Origin of the sequence: Oceaniserpentilla sp. 4NH20-0058, from assembly GCF_040371755.1 — a bacterium.
Taxonomy (GTDB): domain Bacteria; phylum Pseudomonadota; class Gammaproteobacteria; order Pseudomonadales; family Oceanobacteraceae; genus Bermanella.
On the sequence record NZ_BAABWE010000001.1, the window covers coordinates 391,466 to 414,640 of the forward strand.

At 40.8% G+C, this 23,175-nt stretch carries 21 protein-coding genes; 4 read left to right on the plus strand and 17 right to left on the minus strand.

From position 1 onward, the window contains the following. Complete coding sequence (locus tag ABWV45_RS01790) at nt 1–1,095, plus strand: methyltransferase (RefSeq protein WP_353348076.1); 1,095 nt, start codon at nt 1–3, stop codon at nt 1,093–1,095. Next, on the plus strand, nt 1,088–1,678 hold the full coding sequence (locus tag ABWV45_RS01795; protein ID WP_353348078.1) for a YigZ family protein: 591 nt from the start codon (nt 1,088–1,090) through the stop codon (nt 1,676–1,678). Before ABWV45_RS01790 ends, ABWV45_RS01795 begins: the two co-directional genes overlap by 8 nt. Here the strand turns inward: ABWV45_RS01795 and ABWV45_RS01800 are convergent. The 9 genes from ABWV45_RS01800 to ABWV45_RS01840 form a co-directional block, all read right to left on the minus strand. Further along, the gene (locus ABWV45_RS01800; protein WP_353348080.1) at nt 1,645–2,034 is read right to left on the minus strand and encodes a hypothetical protein; all 390 of its coding nucleotides are present in this window, start codon (nt 2,032–2,034) and stop codon (nt 1,645–1,647) included. The genes ABWV45_RS01795 and ABWV45_RS01800 overlap by 34 nt on opposite strands. Nucleotides 2,035–2,163: 129 nt before the next feature. Further along, nucleotides 2,164–2,580, minus strand: coding sequence for a secondary thiamine-phosphate synthase enzyme YjbQ (locus tag ABWV45_RS01805; RefSeq protein WP_353348082.1), 417 nt, complete (start codon nt 2,578–2,580; stop codon nt 2,164–2,166). An 84-nt stretch (nt 2,581–2,664) separates the two neighbouring features. Then, nucleotides 2,665–3,900, minus strand: coding sequence for an NADH:ubiquinone reductase (Na(+)-transporting) subunit F (nqrF, locus tag ABWV45_RS01810; protein WP_353348084.1), 1,236 nt, complete (start codon nt 3,898–3,900; stop codon nt 2,665–2,667). 15 nt (nt 3,901–3,915) lie between these two features. Further along, entirely contained in the window at nt 3,916–4,524 is a 609-nt protein-coding gene (nqrE, locus tag ABWV45_RS01815) for an NADH:ubiquinone reductase (Na(+)-transporting) subunit E (RefSeq protein ID WP_353348086.1), read from the minus strand. After that, a complete protein-coding gene (locus ABWV45_RS01820; protein WP_353348088.1) occupies nt 4,524–5,186 on the minus strand; it encodes an NADH:ubiquinone reductase (Na(+)-transporting) subunit D in 663 nt (220 codons plus the stop codon). The genes nqrE and ABWV45_RS01820 overlap by 1 nt, the downstream gene beginning before the upstream one ends. 1 nt (nt 5,187) lies before the next feature. After that, nucleotides 5,188–5,991: a Na(+)-translocating NADH-quinone reductase subunit C gene (locus ABWV45_RS01825; protein WP_353348090.1), complete on the minus strand. Its 804-nt coding sequence runs from the start codon at nt 5,989–5,991 to the stop codon at nt 5,188–5,190. Then, nucleotides 5,981–7,189, minus strand: coding sequence for an NADH:ubiquinone reductase (Na(+)-transporting) subunit B (locus ABWV45_RS01830; protein WP_353348092.1), 1,209 nt, complete (start codon nt 7,187–7,189; stop codon nt 5,981–5,983). Before ABWV45_RS01830 ends, ABWV45_RS01825 begins: the two co-directional genes overlap by 11 nt. 2 nt (nt 7,190–7,191) lie before the next feature. Next, nucleotides 7,192–8,523 (minus strand): Na(+)-translocating NADH-quinone reductase subunit A, encoded by a 1,332-nt coding sequence (locus ABWV45_RS01835; protein ID WP_353348094.1) that lies wholly within the window; start codon nt 8,521–8,523, stop codon nt 7,192–7,194. Nucleotides 8,524–8,783: 260 nt separating this feature from the next. Further along, complete coding sequence (locus ABWV45_RS01840) at nt 8,784–10,235, minus strand: glyceraldehyde-3-phosphate dehydrogenase (protein ID WP_353348096.1); 1,452 nt, start codon at nt 10,233–10,235, stop codon at nt 8,784–8,786. A 221-nt stretch (nt 10,236–10,456) separates the two neighbouring features. On the opposite strand from ABWV45_RS01840, the gene mfd reads away from it, so the two are divergent. After that, nucleotides 10,457–13,897 carry a transcription-repair coupling factor gene (mfd, locus tag ABWV45_RS01845; protein WP_353348098.1) on the plus strand — a complete coding sequence of 1,147 codons (3,441 nt, stop codon included), beginning with the start codon at nt 10,457–10,459 and terminating at the stop codon, nt 13,895–13,897. Further along, complete coding sequence (locus tag ABWV45_RS01850) at nt 13,894–14,628, plus strand: CsiV family protein (protein ID WP_353348100.1); 735 nt, start codon at nt 13,894–13,896, stop codon at nt 14,626–14,628. Before mfd ends, ABWV45_RS01850 begins: the two co-directional genes overlap by 4 nt. 42 nt (nt 14,629–14,670) lie before the next feature. Here ABWV45_RS01850 and ABWV45_RS01855 read toward each other — a convergent pair whose 3' ends face one another. The 8 genes from ABWV45_RS01855 to ABWV45_RS01890 all read right to left on the minus strand — a co-directional run bounded on the left by ABWV45_RS01855 (nt 14,671) and on the right by ABWV45_RS01890 (nt 23,153). Beyond that, a complete protein-coding gene (locus ABWV45_RS01855; RefSeq protein WP_353348102.1) occupies nt 14,671–15,420 on the minus strand; it encodes an S-methyl-5'-thioinosine phosphorylase in 750 nt (249 codons plus the stop codon). Then, on the minus strand, nt 15,417–16,520 hold the full coding sequence (locus tag ABWV45_RS01860) for a mechanosensitive ion channel family protein (protein WP_353348104.1): 1,104 nt from the start codon (nt 16,518–16,520) through the stop codon (nt 15,417–15,419). Before ABWV45_RS01860 ends, ABWV45_RS01855 begins: the two co-directional genes overlap by 4 nt. A gap of 2 nt (nt 16,521–16,522) precedes the next feature. Further along, nucleotides 16,523–17,515 (minus strand): beta-N-acetylhexosaminidase, encoded by a 993-nt coding sequence (gene nagZ, locus ABWV45_RS01865; RefSeq protein ID WP_353348106.1) that lies wholly within the window; start codon nt 17,513–17,515, stop codon nt 16,523–16,525. Beyond that, nucleotides 17,516–17,995 carry a L,D-transpeptidase family protein gene (locus ABWV45_RS01870; protein ID WP_353348108.1) on the minus strand — a complete coding sequence of 160 codons (480 nt, stop codon included), beginning with the start codon at nt 17,993–17,995 and terminating at the stop codon, nt 17,516–17,518. It lies immediately after the preceding gene. A gap of 29 nt (nt 17,996–18,024) precedes the next feature. Beyond that, nucleotides 18,025–18,657, minus strand: a complete 633-nt coding sequence (locus tag ABWV45_RS01875) for a TetR/AcrR family transcriptional regulator (protein ID WP_353348110.1) — start codon at nt 18,655–18,657, stop codon at nt 18,025–18,027. Between the two features lie 159 nt (nt 18,658–18,816). After that, nucleotides 18,817–20,025: a hypothetical protein gene (locus tag ABWV45_RS01880; RefSeq protein WP_353348111.1), complete on the minus strand. Its 1,209-nt coding sequence runs from the start codon at nt 20,023–20,025 to the stop codon at nt 18,817–18,819. Between the two features lie 31 nt (nt 20,026–20,056). Beyond that, the gene (locus ABWV45_RS01885; protein WP_353348112.1) at nt 20,057–20,842 is read right to left on the minus strand and encodes an outer membrane lipoprotein-sorting protein; all 786 of its coding nucleotides are present in this window, start codon (nt 20,840–20,842) and stop codon (nt 20,057–20,059) included. A 22-nt stretch (nt 20,843–20,864) separates the two neighbouring features. Beyond that, nucleotides 20,865–23,153 carry an efflux RND transporter permease subunit gene (locus tag ABWV45_RS01890; RefSeq protein WP_353348114.1) on the minus strand — a complete coding sequence of 763 codons (2,289 nt, stop codon included), beginning with the start codon at nt 23,151–23,153 and terminating at the stop codon, nt 20,865–20,867. Nucleotides 23,154–23,175 lie beyond the last annotated feature (22 nt).

The following is a 23,175-nucleotide window of genomic DNA, read 5'->3' on the forward strand; positions in this document are numbered from 1 at the left end:
ATGCTCAAAGAAACACTTGATTGCCCCTTCGGCCAGTTTGAACTGGTCCGACCAGGGGCCCATCCCAAGCAACCTCTAAGAGCTTGGGATGCCGCAGATGAATACTTAATTAAGCAATATTCTGAACATTATAAAAGCACCCCTCCACTTATCTTAAATGATCAGTTTGGCGCTTTAGGCTGTGCTCTAAGTAAAAGCCATCCTATTTGGCAATCCGATAGTTATTGCGCCCATGAAGCATTAAAGTTAAATCTACAGATAAACGAGCACCAAAGCGAAGTAAGTATTTTAAATTCATTAGATACACCAAGTAAAACACCAAACTTGGCACTAATTAAAATCCCTAAAAATATCAGTTATCTAGAATATCAATTACAAACCTGCTATGAATTAGGTACTCATGATGTGCTTCTTGCAGGAATGATGAAACATCTACCAAAAAATATTTTAGAATTACTGCAAAAATATGGCACGGTTAAACGCCTACCATTTATTAAAAAAGCCACTGTATATAGCTTGAATCTAAGTAAACACCATCATGCTAGCTACCCAAAAAACAATCAATTTATGGGCGTTAGACTATCAAGCCATGCCAATGTTTTTGGTCGAGACAAGTTAGATTCTGGCGCTCAATTTTTTCTGGAAAACCTAGCTAAAATCCCTTCAAGCAATATAGTTGCAGACCTATGCTGCGGTAGTGGGATTTTAGGCATTAAGTTCGCCCAAAACCATGAAAACGCGCAAATTGATTTTTATGATGAGTCATACATGTCAGTACGCAGTAGCCAAGAATCATGGGCGTTAAATCAGCTACCACAGAAAGCTAATTTTTACTGGAATGATGGCCTAGGCTCACAAACTAAGCCTTACGAACTCATTCTTTGTAACCCACCCTTTCATGAAGCCCATACCGTCGGTGATCATATTGCCAAGCGACTTTTCAAACAATGCCAACAGGCTTTAAGGCAATCTGGTCATCTGATCGTCGTCGGCAATCGGCATTTGAATTACCACCAAACACTTAAAAGATACTTCAAGAATGTAGACTTACTTGCGACCAATTCAAAATTTGTACTATTGAGTGCTCATGGCTAGTTATTCAATTCCGGTGGGCACATGTACAACAGAAATTGAAGTGAAGAGGAGTCGCTTTATTGCTTATGCTGCCCACACTGCGGGCAACAAACTAGCTAAAGCCTTCATTCAAACACTCAAAGAAGACTACCCTGACGCTCGTCACCATTGCTATGGATTTATGGCAGGTTCCCCTTGGGATAGTAATCAATACGGTTTTAGCGACGATAACGAGCCAAGTGGAACCGCTGGTATGCCAATTTTTTCACACTTAAAACACAATAACATTGGTGAAATTACCATTGTTGTCGTGCGCTATTTTGGTGGTACAAAATTAGGAACCGGAGGCTTATCTCGCGCCTATTCAGATGCAGCCAAATCAGTTTTAGAAAAAGTAACCTTAAAACAATATGTAGAAACAGAGCAAATATCACTGATTGCTGATTTTTCTCAAGAAGCGGAAATTAGACGTATTGTAGAAGCGTCAGACGGGAAAATTAAATCTGTTGAGTATTCTCAAACTGTGAAAATTACAGTGGAAATTCCAAAAGGTATAGAACTCAAAGTACCCTATTCAGTCACACCTTCGCAGTCCACAATATAGCGAGCAATGTGCCGATAACCGTCTTGCGCCATGTTGTTAAAACTCATATATACTTCGAACTCCTGCTGAGAAACCCTACGTATACTTTGAATTTGAGCTTGGGTCTCTAATTGAATAAGCTCACCAGAACAAAACTCTAAATCTAGAGAAATAAGCAATACAGGAAATTTAGGCTGACTTTCAAAGTTATTACTGCCATGCAAGGCAGTAATCTCACTATCAGAGCAGCTAACACAAACCCCTCTAGGAGTGATTTGACTACCAACTAATGAAAAACTTTCGCTTCCCTCTAGGGTCATCGCATCAACTTGCAAGCTAGGGGCGTTAGATTTAGTTTTAACAACATTCGTATTCATAGATCAAACAACGTATTAGTCTATTGTGGGTTCACAAATAGGTTATTTTTCAAACAATCATTTAATATATAGCAAATATTACACAATTTTCACAATAGTGAACAAAAATTGGGCCAACTAAATCACATTTTACGATTGTATTGTGACAATTAGCTGCCTAACACCACCGAAATTTCGATATTCTCCAAGGTAAATTCCCTGCCATACTCCTAGGTTCAATTGACCTTGAGTGATTGGCAACATAAGCTCAACGCCCAATAGGCTACTTTTTAAGTGAGCAGGCATATCATCATCGCCCTCGTAGGTATGCTTCAAGTAATTTAGATCTTCTGGAGCTAACCTATTGATATACTGTAAAAAATCCTCACGAACTGTTGGATCTGCATTCTCATTTAAGGTCAATCCTGCCGAGGTATGCTGTAAAAGAAGGTGTACCAAGCCTATCTTGATGTTTTTAATTTCGGGTAACTGAGCTAAAACTTCCTCTGTTATTAAATGGAACCCTCTTGGTTTTTCCGCTAAATGAATAGTTTTCTGCTGCCACATTGTCATAACCTCCAAATTTCAGGCATAAAAAAACCCATAAAATAAATTTTATGGGTTTTTCGCTTTGCTAACTAGCTTTTAAGCCTAGCCACCAAAGTCATCAAGCATGATGTTTTCAGGTTCAACACCCAACTCTAACAACATATTGATTACGGATTGGTTCATAATTGGAGGCCCACACATGTAGAACTCACAATCTTCAGGGGCTGGGTGCTCTTTCAAATAGTTTTCTAATAAAACATTATGAATAAAGCCTGTTAGACCTTCCCAGTTATCTTCAGGTTGTGGGTCAGACATAGCCACATGCCATTCAAAATTAGGGAATTCAGCCGCTAATGCGTCGTATTCATCCTGATAGAACAGCTCTTTCAATGAGCGCGCACCATACCAAAAGCTAATTTTACGCGTAGAATTCAAACGCTTAAGCTGGTCAAAGATATGCGAACGCATTGGCGCCATACCCGCACCACCACCGATGAATACCATTTCGGCATCTGTATCTTTAGCAAAGAACTCACCAAAAGGACCGTATACCGTCACTTTGTCGCCAGGCTTCATGTTAAATACATAAGTAGACATGATACCTGGATTGATACCCTGAGTACCTGGAGGCGGTGTTGCAATACGAATATTGAACTTAACTACGCCCTTCTCCTCAGGGTAGTTAGCCATGGAATACGCACGAATCGTGGTCTCTTTGTTTACTGTCTTTAAATCGAAGAACTTAAAGTGTTCCCAGTCGCCACGATATTCAGGCTGAATATCGAATTCTGAGAAGTTAATTTCGTATGGAGGGCATTCTAACTGAACGTAACCACCTGCACGGAAATCAACATTTTCACCCTCTGGCAGCTTCAATGTTAATTCTTTAATGAAGGTAGCCACGTTAGGGTTAGACTCAACCGTGCACTCCCACTTTTTAACACCAAATACTTCGTCTTCTACTTCTACTTTCATGTCCTGCTTTACAGGTACCTGACAAGATAAACGCCAGCCTTCACGGGCATCACGCTTTGTAAAATGCGATTCTTCGGTAGGTAGCATAGAGCCGCCACCTTCTTCAACAATACACTTACACTGAGCACAAGTACCACCGCCACCACAGGCAGATGATAAGAAAACACCATTATTAGCAAGGGTTTGCAATAGTTTATCACCAGCCGCTGCTTTGATTGTTTTCTCAGGGTCACCATTGATTTCAATGGTCACCTCACCAGAACTCACTAGTTTGGCACGCGCACTTAAGATCACAGCCACAAGTGCAAGCACCATAGCTGTAAACATGAATACGCCTAAAATAATTTCTGTATATTCACCCATATTCTGTCACCGTCCTTATAGAGATACGCCGGAGAATGACATAAAGCCAAGGGACATTAGGCCTACCGTCATAAAGGTAATACCTAAGCCTTCAAGACCTTTTGGCACGTCACTGTATTTTAATTTTTCACGAATACCCGCTAATGCAGTAATGGCTAACGCCCAACCTACACCCGCACCTAAGCCGTAAACCACAGATTCATCAAACTGATAATCACGCTCAACCATGAATAATGAAGCACCCATAATGGCACAGTTCACTGTAATCAAAGGAAGGAATACACCCAAAGCGTTGTAAAGTGCCGGTACGTATTTATCCAAAAACATTTCTAGAATTTGAACAATCGCCGCAATAACACCTATATAACTTAAAAGACCCAAGAAACTTAGATCAACGTCAGGGAAACCAGCCCAAGCAAGCGCACCTTCTCTAAGCAAGTAGGTGTAGATTAAGTTGTTAACTGGCACTGTAATTGTCAATACCACGATAACAGCAATACCCAAACCTAGAGCAGTTTGGATTTTTTTAGAGATAGCCAAAAAGGTACACATACCTAAGAAGAAGGCTAATGCCATATTTTCAACAAATACGGCTTTCACAAATAGAGAAATATAATGTTCCATTAGTGTGCCCCTGATGTTTCAGTATTAGGCTGAATCTTGAAATCTGCTTCTTCTACTTGAGAAGGAATCAAGGTACGAGATGCCCAAATAAATAAACCGATAATGAAGAATGCGCTAGGAGGCAAAAGCAACAAGCCATTGCTGTAATACCAGCCGCCATTCGTTACTAGAGGTAGAATTTCGAAACCAAATAGTGAACCAGAACCTAAAAGCTCACGAATCACAGCAACAAAAATCAACACCACAGAGTAACCAAGACCATTACCAATACCATCTAGGAAGCTTAAACCTGGAGGGTTTTTCATAGCAAAGGCTTCAGCACGACCCATTACGATACAGTTAGTAATGATCAAGCCAACAAATACAGAAAGTTGCTTAGAGATTTCATAAGCATAAGCCTTCAATATTTGATCAACTACAATTACCAAAGACGCAATGATCGTCATTTGCACGATAATACGAATATTACCTGGAATCTGATTACGAATAAGCGCAATAGCAAAGTTAGAGCAAGCAGTAACTAATGTAAGTGCGATACACATAACTAAGGTAACGTTCAAACTTGTAGTTACAGCCAACGCTGAACACACACCCAAAATCTGAATAGCGATTGGGTTATTGTGCAAAAGCGGCTGGGTTAAAATTTCTTTAACGGATGACATGTTAAACCCCCTGCTCTAGGCTAGCTAGATAGGCAGCAAAACCTTGCTTACCCAACCAGAAGCGCATTAAATTGGTTACACCGTTACTGGTCAATGTCGCACCAGAAAGGCCATCAACTTGGTTATCTTCTTTTGGATTACCCGCAACTACTTTGCCTTTTACAACACCAATAGCCACATCACCTTGATCATTATAGATTTGTTTACCTTCCCATAATGATTTCCAAGAAGGGTTATCTACTTCACCGCCTAACCCAGGTGTTTCAGCGTGAGCATAAAAGCCCAAACCAGCGATGGTTTTTGCATCACTTTCTAAAGCCACAAAACCATATAAGGTTGACCATAAACCGTAACCATGAACAGGTAGGATAATACGATCAATTTGACCTTCTTTTTCAACAAGATAAACAGCGGCGTATTTTTCTTTACGCTTGATGCTTGCAGGGTCTTCACTACCTACTAGCTTATCGCTGAAACCAGGATCTTTCGCTAGCTTCTTTTGATCAAACTTTTCAACCGGGTAACCTGATTCCGCTAATTTACCAAGTTCTGTCTCGTTAGCGTATTCACCTGTTTCTAGGTTAACAATACGCGTCGTTACTTGTTTGAATTGTTCATCAATTGTCTTATCAGCCACTAGTAAGCCAGCGGCTGCTAAGATGTTTTTCTTTTTATCTTCAAGTTTGTTTTTCACTTGAATCGGTTTTAAAGAAACCGCTGAACCTGCCACGATGATGGAGCACACAAGGCACAGCAGCACCGCAACCAAAATGGTTTTTTGAATGCTATCGTTATTAGCCGACATTGCGAGCCATCCTCCGTTTAATATTTGCTTGGACTACAAAATGGTCAATTAATGGAGCAAATAAGTTAGCAAACAAAATTGCCAACATCATGCCTTCAGGGAATGCTGGGTTAATGACACGAATCAATACCACCATCACACCAATTAACGCACCAAAGAAGAATTTACCCGTGTTCGTCATGGATGCTGATACTGGGTCAGTGGCCATAAAGATCATACCAAAGGCAAAGCCACCTACTACCAAGTGCCAGTACCAAGACATAGCAAACATTGGATTTGTATCTGAACCAATAGAATTAAGCACCAGAGACAGCGCAACCATACCAATCATCACACCGGCAACAATACGCCATGAGGCAATACCCATAACCATCAACACTGCACCACCAATTAGAATGGCAATTGTGCTGGTTTCACCGATAGAACCTTGAATTGTACCTGCAAAAGCATCAAACCAAGTTAGGCCTGAAGCCAATACGGCATCAATACCACCAGTAGCAGCTAAACCAAGAGGCGTCGCACCAGAGAAACCGTCAACGGCAGTCCAAACTGCATCACCAGAGATTTGTGCTGGGTATGCAAAGAATAAGAACGCACGACCAGTTAAAGCTGGATTCAAGAAGTTTTTACCAGTACCACCAAAAATCTCTTTACCAATCACAACACCAAAGCTAATACCAAGAGCAACTTGCCAAAGTGGAATATTGGGTGGGCAGATTAATGCAAACAGAATTGACGTTACGAAGAAGCCTTCGTTCACTTCGTGACCACGAACTGTAGCAAATAGCACTTCCCAAAAACCACCAACGATGAACGTCACGGCATAAATAGGTAGGAAGTAAGTAGCACCAAAGATTATGTTATCCCAGATACTGCCAGCATCGTATCCAGCAATCGCACCAATAACGGCACCGCGCCAACCTTCAATTTCAGCAATATTCATTGAATCTAGTGCGTTGTTTGCTTGCATACCTATATTCCACATACCAAAAAACATGGCAGGGAAACAACATAACCATACAGTGATCATGATACGCTTAAGGTCAATACCGTCACGTACATGTGAGGTATTATTTGTCACTGACGGAGGTGAATACAAACCTGTGTCAATGGCCTCATATAGAGGATACATCTTCTCGAATTTACCGCCTTTCGTAAAATGCGGTTCGAGGCTATCTAATAACGATCTTAAACCCATGATTATGCCTCTTTCTCAATACGATCTAGGTTACCGCGAAGAATTGGGCCATATTCATATTTACCAGAGCAAACATAAGTACATAGGGCTAAATCTTCTTCGTCTAATTCTAGGCCACCTAAACTGATGACAGAATCCATATCTTCTACGATCAATGCACGCAGCAATTGGGTAGGCAAAATATCTAACGGCATTATTTTCTCGTAGGCACCAATTGGCACCATTGCACGCTCACTACCACTAGTTGAGGTAGTAAAGTTCAGCAATTTATTAGGTAATAATTTAGAAAGGTAGATATTTTTTACTGAATGCTTATCAACACCGGCACGTAAATAATGAAGAATCTGACGCGCGCGCCCTTCTTCAAGTACCGATATTTGATTCGCAAAGCGCCCCAAATACGCCGTAGTCCCAGCGGCCGTTGAACCACCAAAAACAGAACCAGAAATAATGCGATTGTCAGCATCATTTAATTCGTTTGCGGTAAGTTCGGTAAGGCTTGCACCTACTTGAGTCCTAACTAAACGTGGTTGTTTAACTTGAGGACCAGCCAAAGCAACAACTCGATCAGTATAAATAGAGCCTTCAACAAACAAGTGGCCAATGGCAATTACATCTTGATAACCAACATGCCAAACCGTTTTATTTGCACTTACAGGGTCTAAGTTATGAATTGCTGTGCCGACTAAACCCGCAGGGTGCGGTCCAGTTACATCCACTACCTGAGCCTTTCCAGCAGGAACCGTTGCTTCAGGTGCTTTAGTAACAAATACTTTTTTAGCTAAACAAGACAATACAGCTAAACCATTAGAGAACGCTTCTTTTTGCTCAGCAATCACCACTGAAGGATCTGCTGCCAATGGGTTTGTATCGATAGTAGCGACGAAAATAGAACTTGGCTCACTGCCAAGCGCTGGGGCTTTAGAGTATGGACGTGTACGAATTGCCGTCCACATACCGGATTCAACCAGCTGTGATTCAACTTGTTCACGCGATAGCCCAGAAAGTTCGCTTGCGCTATAACGATTAAACGTTAGTTCATCATTACCTTCCACTTCAATCACTAAAGATTCAAATACGCGGCGACTGCCACGATTGATCTCTACGATCGTACCTGAAGCTGGTGCAGTAAACTGTACCCCTTCATTTTTTTTGTCGGTAAAGAGCGCCTGCCCTTTTTTGACTTTGTCCCCTACCTGCACAAGCATGGTAGGCTTCATGCCCACATAGTCGAAACCCACCAATGCTACCCGAGAAATCGCATTACCTTTGGTAATGGCTTGCTCCGGCTTCCCAGCTATTGGCAGGTCAAGACCCTTCTTGATATTGATCATATGCCTTGCCTAATCACAGTTTCGAAAAATTCTGTTAGCGTTCGCATCGAACGATGCCCGCTTTTTGCTTATTATTCAAACAGTTACATTAAGTAAACGCTCTACTAAAACTGCTCGCTAGTATAATCATGTCAATACTAGGTGACTAGCGATAACTTTTGAACAACCCTAAGCAATTGGGTGTAAGTATAGCCATAGTCGCCTAGTATGCTTAAAAATTACACACACAAAAACCGCTGACTATATCAGCGGTTTATATTTTATTTACTTAGCGCTGGGTATGCAGGGTAATTTACACCGCAAAGTTGCTGCGCAATACGAACAACCTGACAGCTATAACCATATTCATTGTCATACCAAACATAAACGTTAACGCGATTACCACTTACGATTGTCGCTTCACCGTCCACAATACCTGCACAACGATTACCAACAAAGTCGCTCGATACCACTTCTGGACTAGCAACATAATCAATTTGTTTTTGCAGACCAGAGTGCAGTGATGCATCACGCAAATATGCATTTAAGTCATCACGGCTTACTTCTTTATTTAAAGTTAAAGAAAGAATCGCCATCGATACATTTGGAGTCGGAACACGAATAGCATTACCCGTTAGCTTACCAGCCAATTCAGGAAGGGCTTTTGCTACTGCGCTAGCCGCACCAGTTTCAGTGATAACCATGTTTAGTGCCGCTGCACGGCCACGACGATCACCTTTATGGTAATTATCAATCAAATTTTGATCATTTGTATAAGAGTGAACTGTTTCAACGTGACCACACTCAACACCGTATGCATCATTAAGCGCTTTAAGTACTGGCGTAATGGCGTTAGTTGTACAAGAAGCAGCCGAAAGAATCGTATCTTCTGGAGTAATATCGCCATCGTTAACGCCGTATACGATATTTTTGATATCCCCTTTACCAGGTGCCGTCAATACAACGCGATCAATACCATTACATGCTGCGTGTAAACCAAGACCATCTGCATCACGCCAAACACCGGTATTATCGATCAATAACGCATCGTTGATTCCAAACTGAGTGTAATCAATTTCAGATGGGCTGTTAGCGTAAATGATTTTAATGTAAGTACCGTTTACGATTAATGCACTATTTTCTTCATCAACCTGAATGGTACCTTTAAAAGAGCCATGAATAGAGTCACGACGCAATAAACTGGCACGCTTAACTAAGTCGTTACCCTTACCTTTACGAACAACGATAGCACGAAGACGCATACCCTGACCGCTACCGGCTTTTTCAACCATGATACGAGCCAACAAACGACCAATACGACCAAAACCATAAAGAACCACATCTTTACCAGCTGGTGTATCAGATGCATTGACTGTCATTTGTTCTAATTGAGCTTTAACAAATTCTTCAACAGACGCACCATTGCCTTCCTTACGGAAGTTAACTGCCATTTTACCAATATCGATATGACACGCATTAACATTTAAATCAATTAAAGCTTTAAGCACAGGGAACGTTTCTAATACAGATAGCTCTTCTTTTTCTACCTGACGAACAAAGCGATGCGCTTTTAAAATATCAATAACAGAGCGATTGATAATGGCACGACCATAAACAGACAATACAACATTGTTTTTACGGTACAAACCACCAATCAAAGGAATCATGGATTCTGCGGTTTCTTCACGCATAGTCCAATCAGTCAAGCTAGCTTCACGAACGTCTTGGCTCACAGGTACACCCTCGTACTTAGGCAAAAAAATTGTGCGGTATTATGCCCATAAAGAGTACCAATCTCAATCACTTAGGCAGTTTAAATAACCCCACACCACCCACTGTACAAAGATTACCCATCATTGTGTAATTTCGACCAGACACAAGCAGCAAACCTTAACACCGATCAAAGCTTTCAGTACACTAGCGGCCTATTTTAATTTAGTAACAAAGGAACGTCATGGCGACCCCCTCTCTGCCAGGTAAAATCGGCAACATTATTTCATGGGGCAACACCCAAGGCACCCATTTGGCTCATACCATAGCCAATGCTGCCAGTGCATTTGACGGCCTGACCGTAGTTGTAGCGAATAACAGCAGCCAAAGCCAACGCTTGACGGAAGAAATACGTTATTTTTTTGAAGGCACCGTATTCAACCTGCCCGATTGGGAAACTCTACCGTATGACTACTTTTCACCTCATCAAGACATAATAAGTGAACGACTAAGTACACTGGCAAAACTTCCAATCAGCAAACACAGTATTTTAGTAATACCTGCTCTATCGCTACAATTAAGACTACCACCTGTAAATTATATTTTAGGCCACAGTTTCACCGTTAAAGTTGGCCAAACCTTAGAACTCGATCAACTTAAATTAAATTTAATCAGTGCGGGCTACCAGTCTGTTGATGGTGTTTTTGAGCATGGCGAATTTTGTATTCGTGGTGCCATTTTGGACATCTTCCCAATGGGTTCAGATCAACCATTTCGCATAGAACTGTTTGATGATGAAGTAGAGAGTATTCGCTGGTTTAACCCAGAAACCCAGCGTTCAACGGAAACCACTGACCAAATTGAATTACTGCCAGCTAAAGAAGTACCGCTAGATAAGTCAGGCATACGCTGCTTTAAGCAACGCTGGTTTGATTTCTTTGAGTGCGATCCAAAAGAGTCACCTTTATACACCGATGTCACCAAGCAAATCGCCCCTGGTGGTATTGAATATTATTTACCACTGTTCTTTGATGAAACAGCCACATTATTCGATTACCTACCTCAAAATAGCCAACTAATATTTAATCACGACCTTGAAAAAAGCTTACAGCACAACTGGAAAGATGTAGAAAACCGATACGAAGAACGCCGACACGACATACGACATCCGGTACTTCCACCAAATCAAATCTATCTAAACGACAACCAAACATTTGCCCAGTTTAAGCTATATGGACGCATCAAAACTTGCGATACAGCCATTAACGAGCAGCAAGGACATGAGAACTTTTCGCTGCCCGTATTACCGTCTTTGCAAGTTAATCACAAACTAGATAACCCATTGGTTTCCCTTGAAAACTTTTTAATGGAAAACAATGAAGCCGTTGTCTTTTGTGTAGAAAGTGCTGGGCGCCGTGAGGCTCTTCTTGAGTTGCTTGAACGGATCAATATTACCCCTCAAATTATCGATTCATGGCACGACCTTTTAGAACATGAATTTGAATTTGCCATCACCACCGCACCCATTGAAGATAGCTTTTTTAGTAATCAAATAAACGCTTGGTTAATAAGTGAAAACGCCCTTTTTGGTGAGCGCATTCGCCAAAGTCGTAGGCAAAAACAAGAAAAAGATCAAAGCGAAAACGTCATTCGCAATCTTACCGAGTTAACCATGGGAGCAGCTGTGGTACATATTGACCACGGTGTAGGTCGTTATCGCGGCATGCAAACTATCGAGGTTGACGGGGATGCCACAGAATTTGTAATGCTTGAATACGCAGATCAAGCAAAACTATATGTACCTGTTTCCTCACTGCATTTGATCAGTCGTTATAGCGGCGCAGACACTGATATGGCACCGCTGCATAAATTAGGTACTGAAAAGTGGTCCGCTCAAAGGCGTAAAGCACTAGAAAAAATCCGTGACACAGCCGCTGAACTGCTAGAGGTTTACGCAAAACGAGAAGCCAAACCTGGCCATGCATTCTCCTTCCCCCGAGATGATTACGAAATATTCAAATCCGACTTTCCATTTGAAGAAACCGTCGATCAAAAAACCGCTATTAACGCCGTTATTACCGACATGATGAAACCCAACCCAATGGATCGCTTAGTCTGTGGTGATGTAGGATTTGGTAAAACCGAAGTAGCATTACGGGCAGCGTTTTTGGCCATACAAAACGGCAAACAAGTGGCTGTTTTAGTACCTACCACTTTGTTAGCACAACAGCATTATGAAACATTTCGAGACCGATTTGCTGATTGGCCAATAAAAGTTGAAAGCCTGTCTCGATTTAAAACCGGCCAAGCCAAAACAAAATCCATCGCAGCCTTAGAAGACGGTAGCGCAGACATCGTTGTAGGCACCCATAAATTACTCCAAGGGGATGTAAAGTATAAAGATCTTGGCTTGCTCATTATTGATGAAGAGCATCGCTTTGGTGTTCAGCAAAAAGAAAAGGTGAAAGCATTAAGAGCGGAAGTGGACATTCTAACCATGACCGCCACCCCTATTCCGCGAACCCTTAATATGGCCATGTCGGGAGTACGAGATTTATCCATCATTGCTACCCCTCCTGCACGACGCTTAGCAGTTAAGACCTTTGTTAAAATTTGGGATGAGCATCAAATTAAAGAAGCGGTATTAAGGGAAATACTTCGTGGCGGACAAGTGTATTTTTTACATAATGAAGTTAAAACCATCAATAAAGCCGCTGAAGATTTGGCTAAATTAATTCCCGAAGCACGTATAGGAGTCGCTCACGGACAAATGTCTGAGCGCGAGTTAGAATCGGTTATGGGGGATTTTTACCATAAGCGTTTTAACGTATTAATGTGTACCACCATTATTGAAACCGGTATTGATGTTCCCAACGCAAACACCATTATAATTGAACGCGCTGACAAATTCGGCCTTGCCCAGCTGCATCAACTGCGTGGTCGTGTCGGTCGCAGCCACCATCAGGCCTATGCCTATCTTCTGGCACCACAAGAGAAGAAGGTAACAAAAGATGCTGAAAAACGTTTAGATGCCATCAGTAACGCTCAAGATTTAGGTGCTGGATTCATGCTAGCCACCCATGACTTAGAAATTCGTGGTGCTGGTGAATTACTTGGAGAAGAGCAAAGCGGTCATATACACAACGTTGGCTTTAGCTTGTATATGGAACTATTAGATCGTGCAGTAGAAGCCATCAAAGCCGGCAAAGAGTTAAGCCTAGATAATCCAACTCAAACGCAAGCCGAAATCAATTTACGTATTCCTGCACTCATACCTGATGATTATTTACCCGATGTTCATAACCGACTTATTTTGTATAAACGTATCGCCAATGCAAAAGACAAACATGAACTGAAAGACTTACAAGTTGAAATGATCGACCGTTTTGGATTACTACCTCAACAAGTCAAATACTTGTTCCAAGTGACAGAACTTAAATTCAAACTTGCCAAACTAGGTATAGTGAAGTTAGATGCTGGAGATATCCAAGGACGAATGGAATTCGGCTCAGAAACAAGCATCGACCCTTACACCATGGTTCGTATGGTACAAACCAAGCCAGCCAGCTACAAACTTGATGGCTCTACCGCATTTAAGTTTATTTTTGACATGCCAGATGCACAGGCACGTTTTGACACCATTAATAATGTGCTAGACCTATTATCTCAACCGAGTACATCATGAATAAGATTATTATTTTTATAGCTGCTTTAATCGTATGCCAAATGAGTTTGGCTGAAGATGAACAAGCAAAAGTTAAAAAAGCCCGTTGGTATCAGGTAAACTTTACGCTTTTCCAGCAAAAAGCCGACCTTAAACTTGATGAATCATTTAAGTTCACGCCACTTCCATTAGACATGGCTGACATCATCAAGCTTAAAAATGATGAAGCATTCGCACTATCAAATTCAGGTATGAATGCTACATTAGCCCTACACCATGAAAACACAAACAACCTTGCTTTTACCGAACAAACCATAGATCAAGACTGGGCTGAAAAAATGTCCAAGCTTGATCCTGTTAATCAACCTATCTTGTATAACGTACAATGGCAGCAACCTGTTTATGAGCAAGCCCACAGTCTGCCAATTTATTTTGAAAGCTCACAGTTACACCTAGGAACAGCCCAAGTTAAAGGCCTATTCCATCTGCATGTTTCTCGCTACCTGCACAGTACAATTGATTTGCAGTTTTTACCTAGCCGAGCTGTATCGACTTCTGAAGTGATTAGCTTTGAACAAAGCAGTCGTATGCGAAGTAAAGAAATGCACTACCTCGACCATCCATTACTTGGGGCTATTATCCGTATTATCCCAGTGGAGCACCCACTGGAAAAAGTAGAAGTCGAAACCCAAGAAAGTCCAGAAGATAAGCAAACACCTTCTTTAAATTCTGCGTTGAATATTCGACTTTAGGCAACTTAATGAAACTATTAAAATAACGGTTGTATCAGCTATCTAATCTGTATTTTTTAAATAATTGTGAATAATCATCTGCACTTTTTGAATACCACTTTCAAGTGCAGCGTGAATATCATCCATAGTGATAAGCCCTTCACTTTTGCCTGCTGCTTTATTCACTACTAACGCTAAACATGCATAAGGGATTGCTAATTCCCGAGCTAATACTGCCTCTGGCATCCCTGTCATACCCACCACATCGCAACCGTCTTTTTCCAGGCGAATAATTTCAGCTTTTGTTTCAAGCCTTGGCCCTTGGGTTGCTGCGTAAACGCCACCATGCTGAACAACCACATTTTCTCTGATTGCAGCGTTCACTAACTTTTCAGTTAAAACAGCATCATAAGGGTAAGTAAAATCAATATGGTCTAAAGGTTTAAATACACCATCAAAGAATGTATCTTCACGACCATGAGTATAATCAACAATCTGATCAGGCACACATATAGCTTGTGCACCCATCTCTTCACTGATACCACCCACTGCATTAACCGCAATAATCTCTGTCACACCAGCTTGTTTTAACGCCAATATATTTGCACGATAGTTTACTTTATGGGGCGGGAGAGTATGCGGATGCCCATGACGAGCCAGAAACACAACAGGTTTCCCAGCTAACTCAGCATAAACTAAAGGGGCGCTGGTTGTGCCCAATTCTGTTTCAATTTTTTCTTCTTTTAACACTTTAAGGCCAGGATATTGGGTTAACCCTGTACCACCAATGATACCGATTAAAGTACTGCTCATTTTTGGATATTCTCAACTTCACTTTGGGCTTGGGTCACTGGATTAGTATTTTCGACATAAATACTTTGACTTGGAAAGGCAATTTCAGCACCGTGACTAAGGATAATTTCACCTATTTTTAGTAATACATCTTGCTTAATTGCATGATACGTTTGCCAATGGGTGGTATGGGTAAAACAATATATAAAAAATTCGAGAGATGAATCTGCAAAACGATTGAAATTCACCATCATGGTTTGTGAATCATCAATGTCCACGTGTTGTTTAAGTAGTGCTTTCACATCATTACAGATTGCCTCTACTTGAGAGAAATCAGCATAACGAACGCCTATGGTTTCATAGATTCGGCGATGACTCATACGAGATGGATTCTCAATACTAATCTGAGTAAAAACAGAATTCGGTACATATAAAGGGCGCTTATCAAATGTACGAATACGAGTGACGCGCCAGCCTATATTTTCCACAGTACCTTCAATATTTTGATCCGGTGAGCGAACCCAGTCACCTACAGCAAATGGTTTATCTAAATACACCATTAAGCCACCAAAAAAGTTTGCTAGCATATCTTTTGCTGCAAACGCTACCGCAGCCCCACCCACACCACCAAACGCAATAATACCGCTTACCGACACGCCCAGTGTTTGAAACACCACCAAGCAGGTAACCACCACCACACTAATACGTAACAATTTAAATATTGCGCTAATAGTGGTTTGGTCTGCTTTAGTTTCAACTTTACCTTTTAATATTTGATGTTCTCGTATGCGAATTAACCGCAGGACAAACCAAGCAAACAACACAGAAATTGAAACGACATATATATGGTAGGGTTTTGGAAGAATTTGAATGGCAAATTCCACTTGTGCAATATGCAATATATAACCAATCGTACACAGCATGACACCATAGTTAATCGGCGCCTCTAGTGCACCTATCACAGCATCATCAAATAGATTACGAGTATAACTGGCCTTAATTTTTAACTGGTTAATCACAAACAATGAGATGAAATACGCAATCAAGCCAATCACTAAAGTAACGATCGACTTTACCCACCAAAATTCTAACAATTGAACTAAATCTGATAACTCAGGCATTTTTATTTCAACTCACTCAATTTCGCTAGTGCATCCATATATATAAGTGTCAATTCACTTAATTCAACACGGGGTCGATACTCATCAAGATTCAAAGGTGATTCATTTAATTCGCCCAAGGCACCTAAAATTTCAGTGGATGCTTGTGGATGATTACACGCTAATAAGATATCGCATCCTGCGTCCATTGCTGCAATTGCACGGGCTTTGTAGCCCCCTTTTATTGCAGCACCCTGCATGCTTAGATCATCGCTTACGATCCGACCATTAAAACCTAATTCGCCACGCAGAACCGTTTGCAACCAATACGCCGAAAAACCCGCAGTTTCTGAATCAACTTTTTCATACACCACATGAGCGGGCATCATCCAATCAATATTAGGTAGTAACATTTTAAAAGGCTGCAAATCTTGCTGTTGAATTTCTTCCAATGTTCTTGCATCCACAGGACAGGCAACATGGCTATCTAAATCGACCCAACCATGGCCAGGAAAATGCTTACCTACCACTGCAAAACCTACTTCTTTTAGACCTTGCATGAAGTAACTCGCTAAATCCTGCACAATTTCTTTCTTGCCGGAAAAACCTCGATCACCAATAACCGTATTACGCTGGTAATTAATATCTAAAACCGGAGCATAAGTAAGATCTATCCCTACTTCTAATAATTCATAGGCAAGAACAATGGCAGCGGCCTTAGCTAGAGTCTGCGCTTTAGGTTTGTCGTGCTCATATAATGCGCCAATTTTCCCCATGGCAGGTACTTGAGTAAAGCCCTCACGAAAGCGCTGAACTCGCCCACCTTCGTGATCCACCGTTATTAAAACTTTAGGGTTTATAGCTTTGATTTCACTGATCAGAGAAACCAATTGAGCTTTATTTTGAAAGTGGCGAGTAAATAAAATCAAACCGCCTAAGTATTCATCTTTTAACCAGATTTTTTCCTGATTAGTTAAAGCGGGACCTTGAATATCAGTTATGAATGTAACAGGCATTTATTCCTCGATCATCACTGGGCAGCCTTTGGGCACCCAATCAAACAACATAATCACATCTTCATTACGCATACGGATACACCCATGGCTTTTAGCAACTCCCATGGGTTCTGAATCAGGCGTACCGTGAATATAAATATATCGAGCCATTGAATCCACAGAACCTAAACGATTTACCCCCAACTCTGTGCCACATAGCCACATAATCCGGCTTAAAATCCAGTCTCGATTAGGAAACTGTGAAGCAAGCGCGGCACTATAAACTTCGCCAGTGGTACGACGACCAACAAATACAGAATTAACGGGTTCACCCTGACCAATTTTTGCACGAATATAATGAGCACCCAAGGGGGTTTTACCCGAACCTTGCTCGCAACCCGTACCGTTTAAAGCACTAGAAATAGAAAAAACAAAAGCCACGGCCTTATTTTCATAGGCCGTTAATACTTGTTTTGATATGGAGATGTGCAAATGCCGCACAGTAAAACCCGTCAATTAACCACAAAGGGTTACTTTGCCCGAATACCTGCTGCAAGGAAAGGCAGAAGATAGCCAACGACGTCTTCTTCTGTACATTTAATGCTTAGGTCATCCTCAACAATGGCCATTAGGTGTTCCATGCTAGACAAGGTAAAAGCGGCCGAGCCAAGCATGAAGTGGAAACGCCAAAAACGCTCCATTGGATCTAAATCTGGTGTAGCCTTAGTCACTAAAGCCATTACTCGACGAAACAAACTGCGGTATTCGCGCTGAAGGAATTTACGTAAATGTCCCTGACCTTGATTATAAGCAAGACCAAGTAGACGCATAAAAATGGTTAGCTTACTGCGGTCCCCTTTTGATACTGCAGTCATGGCGTGGGCCACAAAATGCAAAATATCTTCTATGGACAAAACCGTGTCTGGTTGTGTTTTTTCATGATTATCAAGACTGGCCTCAACCAATTTATAAAATGGCCCAAGAAAACGAGAGAACACAGCTTGAATCAGCGCTTTCTTAGAACCAAAATGATAATTCACAGCTGCTAAATTCACATCCGCGCGGGTGGTAATACTACGTAGAGAGGTTTCTGCAAAGCCGCGCTCTGCAAACAGGGCTTCTGCTGCATCAAGAATTCTTGTTACTGTATCAACTTGTGTCATGTAGCGCGTCCAAACAAACAACTGTTTGAAACATACGTTTAACTCAAAATCATGTCAAGTAATGGTACACGACATGAGAAATAAACTTACATATCGCAATTATTCATATTTAGAAGGGCTATGCTTGCAACTAGAGCAAGCATAACCAGTAAAAACCAATTAAAGATAGTATGAAAACGTCAATTTAATAAAGTCTTCATCGCGAAAAGCCCATAATTGACTATCTTCATTAGGACTAAAAATGCGGGCTTCTATAGCCATTGTCATATTTTGCAGTACGCGGGTACTGCCTTCTACGCTCAAGCTATAATCACCCTCTTTTTCATCCAACAATACACCAGCCAATAAAATAGATGATTCAGCATCATTGGCTGCCCAGCGTGTTGCTAGCAAGACTTCATTATCAAACGTAGTTGGACTCACATCAGACGACCTTGAATCATAGATGTGCTCTACAACCCAACCAAGATCAATACGAGTATCCCAAATGCCCACTTGGGTATACTCAAATCCCGCTGTGGTAGCAAAGTATTCATCCGATTCCGCGACGGAAAGATTAATCCCATCAAATACCACAGGAAAGCCATTGAGCGAGCTTTCAGGCATACCGTCTCGAACAATCCCTTCAAACTTCCAAGCCCACCCTTCTGCTAGGTATTGCATCTCAACACCCAGCTGGGTAATTTCCGGATAATATGGCAATAATTTATTTTGGATGAGGTCAAACCCAACGGCAGCTTCTCGGCTTGTACCATGAAACAACGATACAGCATACTCAAATTCATCAATATAGGTATAAAAGCGAGCAGCAACGTCAATATGGCGCTCTTCCTCGCTGCTTTCATATATCCCATCAGCATAATCAAGCCCAGCACCTAAACGTCCTTCCTTGCCTACAAAAGTACGTTCACGATGAAAAGGTAAAACAAATAAATCTAAGTTACCCCAGTCACGTTCCAGCAACAGCTGAACCATAGGTTGACCCAGTTTTTGCTCACCATCTAAGCTTTCAACACCATCTGTTTGATTAATAATATCAACCAGATGCTGTGACTCTGTCACCCCCCAGAATACTTTTCCTATACCTGCTTTAAGCTCATATGTATCAGCAACTTTGTGCCATATCAGCTCACGGATATCGCCATGAGTACGTTCGTCATCGTTTTCATCCCAACGAAAAAACGGTTTAAACGTAACAGACTGACCATCTGCTATTTCTGAATAGATTTCCGTATTGAAACTTAACGAGTGATTAAAACTCGTTGAATTTGACTCATCTATTTTGCTATTTTCAACATACCCTGTGCCTTCGTAATCCAGTTGAGAGGTAATATTCACATCTGAATACGAAAATGCACTGGCAAGCATAAATACACTAAAAGAAGAAAGGCATCTCATTTTATTTTGCTCGTTTCAAACTGTTTTTTGTGAACTCTTTATTGTTAAGACCTACTTTAAATTCATAGTCTTTGTACTCTAAACGAGTAGCCTTACCAGTTTGGTGATTTCGCATAAAGCTAATATTTGGACGCCAGTACTTATCGAGGTATTTTTTATACTCTTTATTTTCTAAAGTTTTTAATAAGCTATCTTTGCGATCATAAAAATCAATTTTTAATGGGCGGTAACCTTCTTTATCAATCCATGCAACCTGTTTGGTATAACCTGAATAACGATCCGTGGGGTAACGTTCAACCACAAAGCAATCTTTGCCATCATAGGTTTCATCACGTAGATATTTGTATTTGTACTTCTCTACCTCTTGAGCACTGATATCTTCAAAAGCAAATTCACTACCCACAAATGGGCCTGACTTATTTTTTGAAGATATTTTTTTAACACGCTTAAGTGCCGGTAAATACAACCATTGATCATCTGCTTTCGTTTTATGAGTATAAGTCAACATTGCTACGCCTTTTTGATCAATCGGCGTATCAAAAATCATTAATGATTTATCTCCCTCTTCCCCCTCGCCTTCTAACGCTTTAATACGTAACTTACGAGGTGACTCAGTCCCTTTACTATCAATAAGTACCATTCTCAAAGAAACCATTGAATCATCAAATCCTTGGTCTCGCTTATCGCTTTCAACTGCTATATCTAAACCTTTCTGCTCTGGCGTTTGAGCAAAAGACATCGCACAGCTCACAGCTAAAACACTTGATACAAATATCGTTTTTAACATTATATATCCCTATTCAAATAAGTTATTTATTCGCTTTATCTAGCGCCAATAATAATGGCGGCAAATAAAAGAAATCGACAATCAAAGCTAACGCTATAGTTAATGCGCTCATAATTCCCATATGGGTATTAATTGCAAACGGAGAAAGCATTAACACCATAAAACCAGCACAAAGTACTATTGTTGTTGCAGTTAAAGCAACGCCCACCGTATGAAACGCATATTCAATGGCTTTTTCAGTAGTGAGATTAAGCTCACGTTTTGCTCGTACATATTTCGTCATAAAGTGAACGGTATCGTCAACAACAATCCCAAGTGTCACACCCATAACAACAGACAAGCCTAAACCCACTTGCCCATCAAATACCGCCCATAATCCAAAACCCATACCAGCAGGTACTAAATTGGGTATTAAACTAATTAGCCCTAACTTAACGGACTTAATAGCCAGCATAATAATAAAAGAGATTAAGATTAATGCACCCACAACACCCCCAATCATACTTTTAATATTACGTTCGGTAATATGAGCAAACATAATGTTGGTACTTGCGCCTTCTGTCACCATGTATGGCGCTGCATTCTGTTCCAGCCACGCAACAGCCTTTTTATCTAAAGTAATTAATTCTTGAGCAGTAATTTTATCTACTTGAAGCGAAACTCTTGTTGCAGATTTATTACCGTTTATTTGATTAGTTAAATCTAATCCATAAGGTAAGGATAATTCATATAACAGCATATACTGAGCAGCAAGCTGACGATCATCTGGCAAAGTATAAAATGCGTCATCATCACCGTTCATATTTTTATTAAGCCGCTTCATCACATCACTAAATGTGTTTACATGACGCACCCCTGCCTGCTCACGCATAAACTCTGAAAACGCATCAATTGTTTTTAAATAATCAGGGGCAACAACCCCCATCTCACCATCCGCTTGAAGCGAATAATTGATACTTTGCACTCCTGTTAACACTTCGGCGACTTTTTCACTATCACTTCTGAACTTTATACTCCAATCAAAATACTCAATGGTATTGTCGTCAAGTTCATTCAACGGAATTAAGGCAATAAGCGTAACGATCACCACGCTAAAAACCACCAATAACTTCTTATAGTGTTTGATAACGTAATCCGATAATGACTGCATGCGTGGGTTTTCTTCAAACGACTCAGAAACACGCTTTGAAGGCAGTAACATCATTAATGCAGGTAAATAGACAATAGCCAATACAAACGCTGCCAGCACACCTATGCACACAATATTGCCTAAGTCATGAAACGGTGGTGCATCAGAGAAATTAAGCGTTAGAAAGCCAATAGCCGTTGTAACACTGGTCAACAGTACAGGCTGAAAATTAATGCGAATACTCTCAATCATAGCGGCCTGTTTGGATTGCCCTTTTGCTATACCATGGTAATAGCTCATTAATATGTGAATACAATCCGCTATGGCTAACGTCATAATCATGACAGGGGCCGATAAAGTCGTTGGAGTAACCTGAGGCCCAGGCCAGCCAAAAATCCCCATAGCCAGAGCAGATGAAAACACCACAATACTGAATGTTGCTAAGGTTCCCCACATGCCCTTTAAAGAGAAAAACAGTAAGATTAAAATCAAGACAATCATCACTGGATACAATTGCTGCATGTCTTGTTGGCTGGCTTCGGGGAATGCATTATTTGTCATCGTGACCCCCGTTAAATAGAAGCCTACATTTGGATATTGTTTTTCATATTCGGCAACCATTTCACGAACATAACTCACTACTTCAGGTACTTCTGCAGCCTGATCAACCCCGGGAAGATTGATAGTTATATTAATACCTGTCGCTTTACCATCATGGGAAATTAGGTTACCTGCCAATACAGGATCTTTAAGAGCAACCACTTTTTTTGCTTGAATTTCATTTTGGGTTAATTCTGCTGAAAACTCGAATAAGTTTTCAACAATCAAGTCATCTTCTTCTGCATAGGTATATTGAAAGTTAGATATGGAATCTACACGGCGACTATATGGCACTTGCCAAGAGTCTTCCGTTAATTTCTCTATAAGAGTGAGAATACGTTTATTAAATACATCGCCATCCTCAGGTACTAAAGCGATAAGAATATTATCTACTTTGTTGTATTGATCCTGTAAATCTTCAAATGCTTTTAAGTGTGGATTATCATGGCTAAAAAACGCTCGATAATCCGCATTGAGTTTGATGTTTTTAGCACCAAAACCACAAGCAACAACAATAATAAGTGTGCTTAGCACAACCATCCAAGGATGTTTGACAACCCAAGCCGTTAATTTTTCTATCATACAAATTTCCTTATTTTTATCG

Bases quoted from the DNA above. Each gene is read 5' to 3' on its own strand.
- ABWV45_RS01795 (WP_353348078.1), top strand. From the start codon at position 1,088: ATGGCTAGTTATTCAATTCCGGTGGGCACATGTACAACAGAAATTGAA.
- ABWV45_RS01885 (WP_353348112.1), bottom strand. From the start codon at position 20,842: ATGTTAAAAACGATATTTGTATCAAGTGTTTTAGCTGTGAGCTGTGCG.
- ABWV45_RS01830 (WP_353348092.1), bottom strand. From the start codon at position 7,189: ATGGGTTTAAGATCGTTATTAGATAGCCTCGAACCGCATTTTACGAAA.
- ABWV45_RS01790 (WP_353348076.1), top strand. From the start codon at position 1: ATGCTCAAAGAAACACTTGATTGCCCCTTCGGCCAGTTTGAACTGGTC.
- ABWV45_RS01825 (WP_353348090.1), bottom strand. From the start codon at position 5,991: ATGTCGGCTAATAACGATAGCATTCAAAAAACCATTTTGGTTGCGGTG.
- ABWV45_RS01880 (WP_353348111.1), bottom strand. From the start codon at position 20,025: ATGCTTGCCAGTGCATTTTCGTATTCAGATGTGAATATTACCTCTCAA.
- ABWV45_RS01855 (WP_353348102.1), bottom strand. From the start codon at position 15,420: ATGAGCAGTACTTTAATCGGTATCATTGGTGGTACAGGGTTAACCCAA.
- ABWV45_RS01805 (WP_353348082.1), bottom strand. From the start codon at position 2,580: ATGTGGCAGCAGAAAACTATTCATTTAGCGGAAAAACCAAGAGGGTTC.
- ABWV45_RS01890 (WP_353348114.1), bottom strand. From the start codon at position 23,153: ATGATAGAAAAATTAACGGCTTGGGTTGTCAAACATCCTTGGATGGTT.
- ABWV45_RS01820 (WP_353348088.1), bottom strand. From the start codon at position 5,186: ATGTCATCCGTTAAAGAAATTTTAACCCAGCCGCTTTTGCACAATAAC.
- ABWV45_RS01835 (WP_353348094.1), bottom strand. From the start codon at position 8,523: ATGATCAATATCAAGAAGGGTCTTGACCTGCCAATAGCTGGGAAGCCG.
- ABWV45_RS01875 (WP_353348110.1), bottom strand. From the start codon at position 18,657: ATGACACAAGTTGATACAGTAACAAGAATTCTTGATGCAGCAGAAGCC.
- ABWV45_RS01850 (WP_353348100.1), top strand. From the start codon at position 13,894: ATGAATAAGATTATTATTTTTATAGCTGCTTTAATCGTATGCCAAATG.
- ABWV45_RS01860 (WP_353348104.1), bottom strand. From the start codon at position 16,520: ATGCCTGAGTTATCAGATTTAGTTCAATTGTTAGAATTTTGGTGGGTA.
- nagZ (WP_353348106.1), bottom strand. From the start codon at position 17,515: ATGCCTGTTACATTCATAACTGATATTCAAGGTCCCGCTTTAACTAAT.
- ABWV45_RS01800 (WP_353348080.1), bottom strand. From the start codon at position 2,034: ATGAATACGAATGTTGTTAAAACTAAATCTAACGCCCCTAGCTTGCAA.
- nqrF (WP_353348084.1), bottom strand. From the start codon at position 3,900: ATGGGTGAATATACAGAAATTATTTTAGGCGTATTCATGTTTACAGCT.
- nqrE (WP_353348086.1), bottom strand. From the start codon at position 4,524: ATGGAACATTATATTTCTCTATTTGTGAAAGCCGTATTTGTTGAAAAT.
- mfd (WP_353348098.1), top strand. From the start codon at position 10,457: ATGGCGACCCCCTCTCTGCCAGGTAAAATCGGCAACATTATTTCATGG.